Genomic DNA, 12,988 nt, shown 5'->3' on the forward strand with positions numbered 1-12,988 from the left:
TATTAATCATGTGGTAAAGGAAGCAAGAACCAATAGTTAGGGCATGCATACATTTTCCTCTACTCTAAAAAATAGGTCCTGTATTAATAATGTTCACCTTTACATTTGGTTCAAATTGAACATTTTTATATTCTTCCTCCCAATTGATTTTCTTCCATAAATCTGGATGGAAACTGGCTATTCTTCTCCCAATTCCTAGAGCATCACAGTTAGCCTCCAAAAGAGTATTTGTCACTTTTTTTGTTTTTTTTGTTAATTCTTCGGAAAGGTCTTTTTGTAACTTTTCAATATCCACTTTTTTATCAAATTCTTGTGGATAGGTGTTAATTTGTATATCCAAATTCAAATCTATTCTACAGCGAATTTGACGGGACTTTTTATCTACTTTAAGCTCAAGGTTTCTTTTCAGGCCTTTCACAGTAAATCCGATGGATCGGACTTTATTTTCTTGATTCAGCACTATAGCGAAATTGCTGATTTTTTTTAATTCATTCATTAATAGTAATAGTATCTTGCTTTGTTCCTTTGATAATTTAGACCCGGTAAACTTATCACCGTGGAAGAGAGCAACCCCATCTACCTCAATTCTATTAGGCTCATCCCTTTTCAAATATGGTAAAACAGTATCCTTACCTGAATCAACAACCTTTGACCAGGAGCTAATTATTGTTTCGTCAGGGACTACATTGGTATTTACAGCTGACTTAAGTGTTTGTAGTATGTCAAATGCGATGGGACTTTTTTCAGGTTCAGTTGATAAGATATCAGATCCTTTCCCTTTTCCTATCACAATTTTTGCTGTGATATACGAACCTTTAAGGCGATACATAGCTTCTAGAATAGGATGTATTCCTTTCTTTGCGAAATCTTCGCCTAATATGATTATGTGAGTTTTATTTATGTCTAAAGTACCTGGCAACTTATTGTCAATTTCTATTCCTAATCCAGCTACAGATGGACGAATAGACTCAACCAATTCATCATTAACTTCATATTGGCCGCCTCCTTTACTTTGAATACTTAATGCTCTTGCAGTTACTAGTATTTCATCGTCCTCTGTTAAATCAAGGCTAAAGCCATTAATCAGCTTTTTATTTACTAATAATTCTTGGTCCCAACATCCTGTTAAAATCGAAACGATACAAAGAAGAATTAGAAGGCATTTTTTCATGCTCGTTCACTACTTTCCGTTTTCTTGAAAACTATCGACAGGCAAAGAAGAATAACTGGAAGTCCTATGACAATAAAATAACTTAAATAGGATACATATTTACTAAAGAGATTCATCATTTTTTCATTCAACGGGACGAGTGAAAGGGACCAAATGATAATACCACTGATAATGACATTCCTTTTATAAAACTTCTTTTTACCGAAACTTTTAGCTGCTAAAAATAAATAAGCTATCACAGAAGTTGTCATAGGAACAATCCAAATGGATAAAAAAATTAAATCAACTCTGTCAATCATCGTGTAAGAAAGCGATCTGAATAAGTAAATAGAAGGCTCTCGTATCATTTGTAATTGGACAGGGTTAAAACTTATTAGACAAAGAAAGACAAAATATGTATATAAAATGGTAATGAAAATATTCGCTACCGAGATGGTTTTAAATACACCTTTTCCTTTGTTCATGATAAAAGGGAATATTAGAAGCAATCCTTCAAAACCCAACATAGAGATGAGAGATTTATCACTACCCTGTAAAATGTTCTTTACTCCTGAGTTTCCTATTGGAAGGATGAATGTAAAATCCTTCGACAAGCTAAAAGTTAAAAAAGAAAGGAAAACTAATAAAAAAATTAGAAAGGAAGCTAAGACAAAAAATCTCGCAATGATTCTTAAATCATTTAATGTTAAATAGATACAAGAAACTATAATAAGCAATGAAAGAATCCACGAAGGTGTTAATGGCAATAACCATAAATTGATTACTTTGATAAATAATACAAGAGCTAAGCTTCCTGTAAGAATAAAGTAGAGGTATATGATAGCATTGCATAGCTTCCCCAAAAAACGCCCCAAAATTTTTTTCGTTATATCAGTATACATTTCATTTGGAAATCGTTTTAAAAGTAACCAATAGATGAGGAGAATGAATTGAACAAAAACTCCTGCTAGTAGGACTGAAATCCATCCATCACCTTTAGCTGAACTCTGAACGGTATTAGGTAAAGAGAGTAAACCAATTCCTAGTTGGCTCTGAACCAGGAAAAAAAACAATTGGGATTTTGAAATAGATATCGAGTTATTCATCATTTTTTCTTCCACACCCTAGAGTATCCTTGCTGACCTAATCGTTTTGGTCTTGAGTTAGTCGGTCGCGTATTAAGCTTCCATATAGGAAGCCTTAAAATTGTATCTTTTACATCCTCTTTTTTGAACGGTGCCAAAGGGGATAAGTATGGCATCCCGAAAGACTCTAATTTACACATATGCATAAATATAAGCATCAGTGAAAAAACAATCCCGAAGAAACCAAGAACAGATGCTGCAACCATTGTAGGAAATCCTAGTAATCTTGAACTTGTCCCCATTTCATTTACTGGTGCCACAAATGATGCGATTGCCGTAAAACCAATTACAACTATCATCGTATTCGATACTAAATTCGCTTCCACCACTGCTGTCCCAATGACAAGCCCCCCAACAATACCAATCGTTTGAGCAATGGGAGATGGAAGGCGGATAGCTGCTTCCTTTAGTAATTCCAAGATGATTTGCATGGTAAAAGCTTCTATTAATGGAAGGAATGGTACGAATTCCAGTGAAACTCTTATCGAATAAAGAATACCGATAGGAAGTATTTCAGAATGAAACGATACGATGGCGATATATATAGCTGGTAAACTAATCGCAATGAAAAAGCTGAACACGCGGATGACTCGAAAAAATGACCCGATTAACCAGCGACTATTATAATCATCAGGAGCTTGATAAAAAGAAAAGAATGTTATCGGAACAATTGCTACGTTAGGGTTTCCATCCACGATTAAATTGATTTTTCCCTCAGTCAAATAAGAGGCAGCTCTGTCTGGTCTCTCTGTACTTAAAGCTTGAGGAAAAGGTGTAAAAGGATTATCTTCAATCAACTCCTCCAAGCTTCCGGTTGATAAAAGCTGGTCCATTTCGATAGTTGATATTCGTTTCTCCACTTCTTCAATGATCTTCCTGTTTGTAAGGTCATCTATATAGACCATGGCCACTTTTGTATTTGTGTAGTTTCCAATAGTAAAATATTTTACCTTTAGAGAAGGACTTTTAACCTTTCTTCTAATTAGTTGGATATTAGTGCTAATGCTTTCCACAAATCCATCACGGGGACCTTTGATATTCTGTTCATTTTCCGGCTCCTGAATAGAACGTTCCTGGCTGCCTGCAACAGCTGCCATTATGGCATTAGCGCAATTTTCCTTTATGATGATGCAAAAACCGTCCAAGATGCCATTACAAATATTTGAAATATCAGAGATGTTTTTCATCTCGTAGGATTTAATATTTGCAACAATATCTTCAGAATTACCTTCCAACATAGGTTCAATAATGTAGGATTGAAGCAGTTCTTTGTTGACTAGCGGTTCCATGTAGAGAATGACAGACTTTTGGTTATTGTGATTTATTTCATTTATTATCAAATCTTCTGTCTGACACATATGCTTTTTTATCTTTTCGATATTATCTATTAGATTTGTGGTTAACAGGTTCTCATTATTTGCTTTTGTATCTGGTGATAATGAATTTTTTTTAAAAAATTTCATCTTAATTACCCCTTAGACTACTAATAAATCCTATTATTTCCTTTATTCATGTGAGTATGCAAATAAGATATTTTTATAAAAATAGGTAAATTATTTTGTTGTTCTTTAAGGAATTGAAAGAAAATACTCCGCCAGAACTAACTTTTAGCAATAAACAGCCTGGGTATTTTTCGAAATTAATGAATGAATCGATGTATTCGAATTGATTATTGCTATAGGTAATCACAATAAAAAGAATATATCTATTAAAAAAATGGCTGTTTTTATATGGATGGTTGCTTTTGATTTAATTCTTCTTGAACTAACGGCGCAGTTAATTGAACAAGGAAGCACCATTTTTACTGAATAACATTTTGAACGAAAGAAAAGAATAGCCTTATTAGATATTTTCATAAAGGAAGTAAAATATATGTTAATTGTTTTTATTATCCTGACAGTTATATCAATTCTGTTACTATTCAGTTTAAAGCGCCTGAAAAAGAGATTTGATTCTTTAGAACTCTTTTTTCTCTTCATGTTTGCCTCATACAACGTTCAGAATTTTTTCTATCTACTATCCTCCCCATATAATCATTTAAGGGTAGTGGAGAAACACTTGCCATTTTGGTCAGCAAGAATCCAGTATGCAATTATTTTACCTATATTATTATTGTGGGTTATGTATGTATTGAGAGGAAATCAAAAATTATCATTGAAAATTACAATTTGTTTGTTTTGGATAGCTGGTGGAGTATTAATGGATAAAATATTGCTTATTATTGGTGTATTGGAATCAAAAAGTAAAACTTGGTACCCATCTGTGGATTTTGTCATTGCAATGATAGTACTGTCCTCTAGTATTTACTTCATGGAAATCATACCTCGAATACTAAGAAAAGAGAAGGTGATTTAATAAATATGAAGGAGATATATGAAAATGCCATTAAGCCAATGCTTCCAAAAAACTTTGACGAGAATGAATGGTTTACAATAGCTATTACAATAATAATTCTTATATCTATCTACTACATTACAAAGAAAAATAGGGAGCTTCTTTGGTCAGAAATAATAGGTATATCCCTTTTTAATTTGCAACTGACGACAATGGGAGATTATTTTTTGGCTATGCCACCATATGATTTTTATGACACAGTAGATAGAAATAGTGGAGAACTTATGGATATTTTCCTTCAGAATATTGTTTATCCTGGGACTGTGCTTATTATTATGCATTTTTACAAAAAAACATCCCCAAATAAGATAGTATTTATTTTAGTGGGAGTCGTTATATTGAGTGGACTTGAGGCTATTGGTGTATATATCTTTCATTTATTTACATATAAAAGTTGGAAATTTTTTTATTCTATAATCTTCTATTTTTTTGTGATGACTTTGAATGTATTCTTTTTTGAAAAACTTAAAACAATATTAAATAAAAGAATATCAAAAAGGGGAATGTCACAATAATAAATAAAAAAAAATATTATAGCAGAAAACCAACGAAGGCTTAGGCCCGGTAAATTTAATATTAAATTTACCGGGATGACCAATTTGATTCGGCTTTCTTTTTCTAACAGGCATAACCTTCCACAAAAACTTTGTATCGATATAAAAAATGGTCAACAGAAAATTTGTAGTACCAAAAGGATAGATGAATGCAGGAATATTCCCCTGTTCATCTATCCTTTTCTTTTTTAAAAATTGTTGTGTGACATACAAATATTGTTTTTTCACTAATAGGTGGAAGGGGTGATTAAAAAGTTGAATCGCTATAGGAAATGGAATTTTCTTTTCTAGGTTTAATACAGTATCATCACGCCTTCAACTTCAATTTTTTCACCTCGAATCTATTTTTAATAGCGTTTCCCTATTCTGCACCTTCTTGAAGAATTGCTTGATCTGTAATGATTGAGAAAATACTCCTTTTACATATGTAGCCTGAATTATTATATTGATGTAATATTTTTGTTTTTGGGTTAGATGACCATTAACATAAGACCCTTCATTTAGTGGGAAATATTTCAATTACCCAAAATCATGAACCACTTGGTAGAGTCTTTTTGACTAATTATGTATAGATAGAGCTGAAATAATGATTATATATCACTATAAATAGTGTGCGAATCAGGACGTTCTGCATGCAAAAACCCCGATTTACTGCTTAATAGACACCATGCTACTATTCAAAAAGAGAAGAAGTTAGACTTTTCTAAAAATTGGAAAAGGGGCTGTTTAATGAAAAAAAGAATAGTTCAAGCTACCTAGTTTAAATAGAGCTCTCTCTACTGTTCAAAAAGAGAGAAAGGGAAAACATGCAATAGAAAATTGGTTAAAAGATTAAAGGGGGATTAGAAACGTGAAGTCAACTATTCTGAAGGCATTAATATCATTAGTATTAATTTTTAGTTTATTTATATCTCCAATAAGCTCATTTGCAATAGGGTTAGATTATTTGAAACCGGCTTCAAATGAACATGCAAAGATCTCTGACGTTGAAGGTCTCTTGAAAAATTTAACAGAAAAGCAAAGGTCAAAGCTGCATAACTTATATTCAGAAGAAGCAGCGAAATTACGTATTTCATCTGATGTAAATCTAAATAATGAAGAAGAGTTGGATATAATCGTTCAGTTTCAAGTAGACCCTGCAGAAGTGCAAGTGGCAAAAGAGCAAGCTAAAGGTAAAAAGGCTAAAGCTCTAGGACTTAACGAGGCAAAGAAAAAAGTAGAAAAATCCCATAAAGATTTTAAAGATAAAATGAACAAATCAAAATCACCTAAAATTAATAAGATTAATAAGGAATATAAAAATGCGTTTAACGGTGTTGCTATGACATTACCAGCAAAAGAGGTAATGGAGCTCATTGAATTAACAGAAGTTAAAGCAGTCTGGGTTGACCAAAAGGTACAGCTAGATCTGCCTGTAGAAGAAAAGGAATCATCCATTTCTCCATTGATGAATGATAGTATTCCTTTTTTGGGAGTGGATGGTCTACATGATGAAGGAATAACAGGTAAAGGGGTTAAAGTGGGTGTTCTTGATACTGGACTTGATTATAATCATCCAGATCTAAAGGATGTCTATAAAGGTGGATATGACTTTGTAGATAATGATGCTGACCCAATGGAGGCTACCTATGGAGAGTGGCAAAATCTAGATCATTCTGCTTGGCCAGAAACATGGAATGGGGTTCCATATTGGACATCACATGGAACGCATGTATCAGGTATTATTGCTGGACAAGGTAAAGCTGATTCAGAACATAAGGTGACAGGTGTAGCGAATGGTGTCGATTTATATGCTTATCGTGTGTTAGGACCATATGGATCGGGGTATACAAGTTCAGTTCTGGCTGGTATTGATAAAGCGGTTGAAGATGGTATGGATATCATTAATCTTTCACTAGGTGCGAGTGTAAATGATCCTTTATATCCAACATCTGTTGCGTTAAATAATGCGATGATAGTAGGAACAGTATCTCTTGTTGCTGCAGGAAATAATGGTTCTGACGCTTATACTTTAGGCTCTCCTGGAACATCAGCTCTAGCAATAACAGTGGGGGCTAGTGATGTTTCCGTTAGTATTCCTACAGCAAAAGGAGAAGTGGGGGAAAACTCATATAATCTACGGTTGCTAGCAAAGCATTTTGACGATAATATAACGGAACTAATTGATATATCACTTGACGTAATTGATGCAGGATTAGGCTTTGCTGAGGATTTTGAAGGGAAAGATTTTACTGGTAAATTAGCTTTGATTCAACGCGGTACATTACCTTTTAATGAGAAAATTGCTAACGCAAAAAATGCTGGAGCAAGTGCAGTCATTATTTGGAATAATGTTGATGGAGTGATTCCGAGTTTTTTTGGTGAAGGAATCAATCATATTCCTACTTTCACAATGACGAAAGAAGATGGACAAAGCCTGAAAGACAGTTTGACAGAAGAGACGAAGTTTTCGTTTAAAGAAGTCGCCGAGATTAAGACAGAAGGAGATAAATTAGCTGACTTCAGTTCTCGTGGACCAGCTTTAAAAACGTATGATATAAAGCCTGAGATTACAGCACCAGGTGTTAGTATCTTTTCGACGGTTCCAGGTTATATAAACGATAAGGATGATCCTTTTAATTATCAATATGCTTATGAAAGAATGTCTGGTACTTCCATGGCAACACCATATGCTGCTGGTGTAGCTGCATTGGTACTACAAAATAACCCTGAATATTCACCATTTGATGTGAAAACGGCATTAATGAATACCGCAGATGATTTAAGTGAAGATTATAGCGTATTTGAAGTGGGTGCCGGCAGAGTAGATCCATATCATGCTGTTCATTCAGAAGTGAAATTTCAAGTTATGGATGAAACGCCATCATTAGATGAATCTTATAATGAAGTTGTCATTGATGATATTACGGGAGCGATTGCGTATGGATATCATTACAAACGAAAAGATTCATCTACTGTAGATAGTAGAATAGTAGAATTACAAAATGATAGTGATCAAAAGAAAGATTTTAACGTAAGTGTAGAACTATTGTCTTCTGATATTTCTGGTGCAAATAATGGAAAAACCAATGACGTTGCAATTAAAGTAAATGATTCTATGTCTATAGAAGCAAACAGTAAAGTTGAATTTACTCCAAGTATAGAAGTGCCATCAGACGCAAAGTCTGGAACATATGAAGGATATATTCATTTTACAAATGTTAATAATGAACACGAGAAATATCAAATTCCTTTCTCCATAATCGTAGCTGATAGAGGAATTAACTATTCAGTCGATCGACCTGCATTTGCTTCGGACAGCAGTAAATACCATGCACATATGAGTGTCCCAGCAACTTTTTTATATGTAGGATTAAGAAGTCCGATGGAAACCATGGATTTAGTAGTCAAAGATGGAGATACAGGTGAATGTTTAGGTTATCTAGGCTCATTCAATCCAGAATTTTTAAATGAAAATCTGGGCGTTGACTTTTTAGTGCCATTTGTTTTTGGTGGTGGAGCATACTACCCATTTACTGGAGATGAAGAAAATCCGATAAATGAAGAGATGGTGGTAGCACCTGATGGAGCCTATGAACTTGAAATCATTGGTGTGAATGAAGATGATGAAATGTTTAACTCGACAGATTATGTATTTATAGATAATCAAGTACCGGAAATAATGATGGAACAAGAGCCTGGCGTTTATGAAATTGAGTATAACGAGAATGATGAAAAAGGAATCAATTGGTTTAAAGGTATGGTATATGATTCAAACGTCGATTTAATGAAAGAAAAAGGTTTAAAGGAAATAAGAAATAATGTGGATGGGCAATTTAGCCCTGTTGACCAAGGATTAAATACTGTAGTGGGCTATGACAGTAAAGGGTGGGGATGGCCGACTCATTATTTTACTCCTGAATCGGACGGAAGCTTTAAGTTTGGTGTTACTCCTGAAGAAGTAGCAAACGGTCAATACGTTGACTTTGGTTTCTATGGGTTTGATGCTGCTACAGCAGGAGATCAAGGAGGCGGTATGCATAAATATTACTTCATAGGAAAAGGCGAAAAGTATGCTACGGCTAATCTTGATAAACATGAACTGTACTTGGATGATGAAATAACTGTTACATTAACGATGAAAAATGTGGAAGAGTTAATTGGCGGAGAATTCAAACTTAGTTACCAAAATTCTTTTTATGAGTTTGTCGTTGCCAAAGTTAATCCTGAGTTGAAAAAATTCGCAGAAGATAAGAAATTGAGCACTAGAGTAGAAGTTGGGGAAATCAATCACGATTTATGGGAGAGTCAAATCCCTGTTAGTGCATTTTTAGAAGGGGATTCAATAGAAGGAGTAAATGGCAATATGTCTATTCTGGATGTTACCTTTAAGGTCATCAATGACGAGTTTTATGATTATGTTTCTTCTATTAATTTTACAGAAGCTAAATATCTTAAATCAGGAGAAGAGGGATCAGTACAAGTTCCGGGCTTTATTACAGAAAAGCTTGAAATAGTACCTAAGCATTCTGTTATCTGGGGATATTTAGGACCTGAAGCATTCCTTCATGAGGAAGGATGGGTAAATGTAGATTTACATGATAAAGGTGTTGAAATTACCGCAATTTCACCAAAGGGGGAAAAATATAAAGGTGATCTGGTAGAATCATCTAAATCAGAATTTGAAATTCATGGTATTCCAGCTGCAGAAGAGACCTATAAAGTAGTGGTGAAAGTGCCAGGTCACTTCGAATCACACACTGAGGTAACTGTAGGCGAAGTTGTAAATGGTGAAGTAATAGGAGAAAAAGTAAGAATTTATCCCGGCTTACAGTTAGCTGGTGATGTAAACGGCGACCAGGTTATTGATGTTAAAGATGCATTTTTCTTAAAAAATCATATCAATAAACCAGGAAAAAGACCATTAAAAGCAGATCTTAATCAAGATGGAACGATTGATGCTGCTGATATGACATTCATCGTCCAAAATTATTTAAGTGTGAATGAAATGGTTGACAATCCACCAGTTCCAAAAGAAAAACAAGGTGGTAAAACGCTTGAAGATATTCTTGAAGAGTTGGGTTTAAGTGATTTATTAAATGAGAATAATTAATAATTAAGTTATTAGATTCAGAGAAAGTAGCTAAATGTTTCTTTAATAATTTTAAAGATGAGAAATAGGGCCCATTTAGGGGCCCTATTTTCAAGAGGAGGCTTTAATCATTAGGCAACATGCGTTCTGACTGACTATCAAAATGCACTGATTCAAGTTTTTCAGAAGAATATTTCCACATCTACCAGGAAAGATTTAAAATAAAGGATGTATTAAGATTGTTATTAAAGTTAGTGAAGGAGAGACTTATTGATGATTGAGGGGAAAATCATTAAGTTTTATCGTGAGAAAGCTAAACTGACACAAGGCCAGCTTGTTAGTGGAATTTGTTCTATAACTCATTTAAGTAAAATTGAACGTGGTTTAACAGAGTGCTCTCCGCATACGATTGCTCTCATAGCAAACCGTTTAGGAATAAAAATTGAAAAGGAAATGGATAAACTTAACGAGATAAAAAAGCTTCTAGACCGTTGGCTTGAGGTGATGGTCAAAGAAGGATTTCAAGAAATTGAAGTAATAAAAAAAGAGCTTGAAAACTCTTCATTAATAGAAATTTCTATATATAAAAATTTATACAGATTGCAAACTGTTAGGTATGAACTAACTCATAATAATTATAAGAAAGCACATGAACTAATAAAAGATCTGCAGAAATTCGAAGTTCATTTATCCACATATGAGAAGAACTTATTTACACACGTAAAAGGAATGTACTTTTTATCAAAAGGAAATTATTTAAAAGCAATTAATATTCTGAAAACTATCACGCATAACGAGTATAATAACTCTGAATTTTATTATCACCTTGCTGTCGCCTATCATAATATTAACTCTCAAATTATGTGTTATTACTATGCAGATAAAGCATTACACTATTTTAAAAACAGTAATAACTTTCTTAAAATTATTGATACTGAAATGCTTCTATTAGTCCAACTCCAATTTGATAAGCATCATGATTTTGATAATACGGTAAAACAATATGAGAGCTTAATTGAAAGCTGTGAAATACTCCATGCAATAAGAAGAAAATCAAAGCTTTTACATAATTTAGCGTTTCAATATTTAATTAGGAAAAAATATCAAAAAGCAAGTGAACTCTATAAAAAGTCATGTGACTTAAAGAATAAGAATTCCATTGAATACTTACTATCCTTTGAAGGCTATATTCGCAGCTTGTTTGAAGGAGAAATATTATCAAGGGAACAATTATTAGCGTTAACTAATGAGGGTATAAAGAAAGCTAAAGAAATGAATAATGAATTGTTTATTATCCTTTTTGATCTCTTATTATATTCAATAAAAGGGCAAGAGGATCAGTATTTCAGCTATTTAGCTACAAAAGGCTTACCTTACTTTAGAAAATGTGGATATATCTATTTGGTTCAGCGTTCAGAAAAAGAACTTTTTTATTTTTATACAAATAATGGTGAAACGGAGAAAGCTTTAGAAATAGCTACGCATTTTTTTATGGATAAAAAAGAGGATAAATTGGGTGTCTAGGTCTTATTTATCAACTGATAATTTGTTTATTGATTTGAGAGTATTGTTTAATGTGATAATGATATGGAACGTCTTGGTTCACTGGTAACAGGTAAAGAAATTTGAGCTGAAAATTAAACGAAAGCGATGAAGAGAAAATTATTCGGATCACGAAGGTTTGAGCGCTTCCGAGAAAAAATACCTATTAACACATAAGTATAATATTAGACTAGGTACGCATATTGGAGAAGGGTGAAGTATAATTCACTTCACCCCAACATTTAACATAGAACCTTATTATCATGACTTTCAACGATTATGGTCTAAATAATATTCAAACCACACGACAGAAGACCAAGACAATTTCAAAACAAATTTATCGGGATGACCAATTCGATTCTGCTTTCTTTTTGCTTCCCGGAATTACCTTCCACAAAAACTTGGCAACAGGGTTTGAAAACTGATATTTCTTTCCATTTTGAACAATATAGTGGTTTCCTTTGCACAAAACGTCTTTCTTGCCCAAGCTCACTGCAAATGCGCATTGACCATTAAACTCTGCATTAGATTTATAATCCATAAGAGCCTCCTTGTAAAAAATTATTATTTCATTAATGCGTAAACGATAATTTATTTATCCTTTATGCCAGACAGCCGGTTTGTTGCCTTCTACATAGTGCTTAAGAATGTACATAAGTGTTCCCCACGTTGTATTAATCATGGCATATGGTCCTTCCATGGACTCCCATCCAGAATGATTAAAGTTGACAATAGTCGCTCCGTTATCATTAACATTCAACTCAAATCGGATTTTTGTACCTTTCCAACCTGGCATCTCGTGTTGCGCTGTCCATTCAACCAGTTTACCTTCTTCAAGCTGATCAATATGCATTTGAAATACAGCTTGACGATTGTAAAAGCCAAATTCAGCAATGCTGCCTACTTGAGGTTCAGCTTTAGCATCTGTTGTCCACCAACCCTTGAAACCTTCTGAAGTGGTAATTGCTTCATATACTTTCTCAGGCGATGCATTGATAGTGATTTGATGTGGCATGTTCATCATTATTTACTCCTCTTTTCTTCTATTAATTTTATGATTTGCTCTATTGTAGAGCTTTATTCGGACATTCATGGTGATTTAATAAAATGTTACCAAATGGTCACATTTAAG

9 protein-coding genes are annotated in these 12,988 nt (G+C 33.6%); 4 read left to right on the plus strand and 5 right to left on the minus strand.

Translation table 11 applies throughout. The features are described from left to right. Window positions 1-64: 64 nt before the first annotated feature. The 3 genes from ACQCT5_RS01695 to ACQCT5_RS01705 are packed head-to-tail and all read right to left on the minus strand — an operon-like array spanning window position 65 to window position 3,758. Window positions 65-1,171, minus strand: coding sequence for a Ger(x)C family spore germination protein (locus ACQCT5_RS01695; RefSeq protein ID WP_499638382.1), 1,107 nt, complete (start codon window positions 1,169-1,171; stop codon window positions 65-67). Beyond that, window positions 1,168-2,271, minus strand: a complete 1,104-nt coding sequence (locus ACQCT5_RS01700; protein ID WP_499638384.1) for a GerAB/ArcD/ProY family transporter — start codon at window positions 2,269-2,271, stop codon at window positions 1,168-1,170. Before ACQCT5_RS01700 ends, ACQCT5_RS01695 begins: the two co-directional genes overlap by 4 nt. Continuing rightward, entirely contained in the window at window positions 2,256-3,758 is a 1,503-nt protein-coding gene (locus ACQCT5_RS01705) for a spore germination protein (RefSeq protein WP_499638386.1), read from the minus strand. Before ACQCT5_RS01705 ends, ACQCT5_RS01700 begins: the two co-directional genes overlap by 16 nt. 736 nt (window positions 3,759-4,494) lie before the next feature. On the opposite strand from ACQCT5_RS01705, the gene ACQCT5_RS01710 reads away from it, so the two are divergent. From ACQCT5_RS01710 to ACQCT5_RS01725, 4 genes are all read left to right on the plus strand, one after another. Next, window positions 4,495-4,650: a hypothetical protein gene (locus tag ACQCT5_RS01710; protein WP_499638388.1), complete on the plus strand. Its 156-nt coding sequence runs from the start codon at window positions 4,495-4,497 to the stop codon at window positions 4,648-4,650. A 5-nt stretch (window positions 4,651-4,655) separates the two neighbouring features. After that, the gene (locus ACQCT5_RS01715; protein ID WP_499638390.1) at window positions 4,656-5,204 is read left to right on the plus strand and encodes a hypothetical protein; all 549 of its coding nucleotides are present in this window, start codon (window positions 4,656-4,658) and stop codon (window positions 5,202-5,204) included. Window positions 5,205-6,093: 889 nt separating this feature from the next. Continuing rightward, the gene (locus tag ACQCT5_RS01720; RefSeq protein ID WP_499638392.1) at window positions 6,094-10,335 is read left to right on the plus strand and encodes a S8 family serine peptidase; all 4,242 of its coding nucleotides are present in this window, start codon (window positions 6,094-6,096) and stop codon (window positions 10,333-10,335) included. A gap of 252 nt (window positions 10,336-10,587) precedes the next feature. Beyond that, window positions 10,588-11,838: a helix-turn-helix domain-containing protein gene (locus tag ACQCT5_RS01725; protein ID WP_499638393.1), complete on the plus strand. Its 1,251-nt coding sequence runs from the start codon at window positions 10,588-10,590 to the stop codon at window positions 11,836-11,838. Between the two features lie 355 nt (window positions 11,839-12,193). On the opposite strand, the gene ACQCT5_RS01730 is transcribed toward ACQCT5_RS01725, so the two are convergent. After that, on the minus strand, window positions 12,194-12,397 hold the full coding sequence (locus tag ACQCT5_RS01730; protein WP_499638395.1) for a hypothetical protein: 204 nt from the start codon (window positions 12,395-12,397) through the stop codon (window positions 12,194-12,196). A 54-nt stretch (window positions 12,398-12,451) separates the two neighbouring features. Further along, window positions 12,452-12,880 (minus strand): SRPBCC family protein, encoded by a 429-nt coding sequence (locus ACQCT5_RS01735; protein ID WP_499638397.1) that lies wholly within the window; start codon window positions 12,878-12,880, stop codon window positions 12,452-12,454. Between the last annotated feature and the right edge of the window lie 108 nt (window positions 12,881-12,988).

Source organism: Sutcliffiella halmapala, assembly GCF_050107295.1.
In the GTDB taxonomy this organism is placed as follows: Bacteria; Bacillota; Bacilli; order Bacillales; family Bacillaceae_I; genus Sutcliffiella_A; species Sutcliffiella_A halmapala_A.

Bases quoted from the DNA above. Each gene is read 5' to 3' on its own strand.
- ACQCT5_RS01695 (WP_499638382.1), bottom strand. From the start codon at position 1,171: ATGAAAAAATGCCTTCTAATTCTTCTTTGTATCGTTTCGATTTTAACA.
- ACQCT5_RS01705 (WP_499638386.1), bottom strand. From the start codon at position 3,758: ATGAAATTTTTTAAAAAAAATTCATTATCACCAGATACAAAAGCAAAT.
- ACQCT5_RS01710 (WP_499638388.1), top strand. From the start codon at position 4,495: ATGGATAAAATATTGCTTATTATTGGTGTATTGGAATCAAAAAGTAAA.
- ACQCT5_RS01715 (WP_499638390.1), top strand. From the start codon at position 4,656: ATGAAGGAGATATATGAAAATGCCATTAAGCCAATGCTTCCAAAAAAC.
- ACQCT5_RS01725 (WP_499638393.1), top strand. From the start codon at position 10,588: ATGATTGAGGGGAAAATCATTAAGTTTTATCGTGAGAAAGCTAAACTG.
- ACQCT5_RS01730 (WP_499638395.1), bottom strand. From the start codon at position 12,397: ATGGATTATAAATCTAATGCAGAGTTTAATGGTCAATGCGCATTTGCA.
- ACQCT5_RS01735 (WP_499638397.1), bottom strand. From the start codon at position 12,880: ATGATGAACATGCCACATCAAATCACTATCAATGCATCGCCTGAGAAA.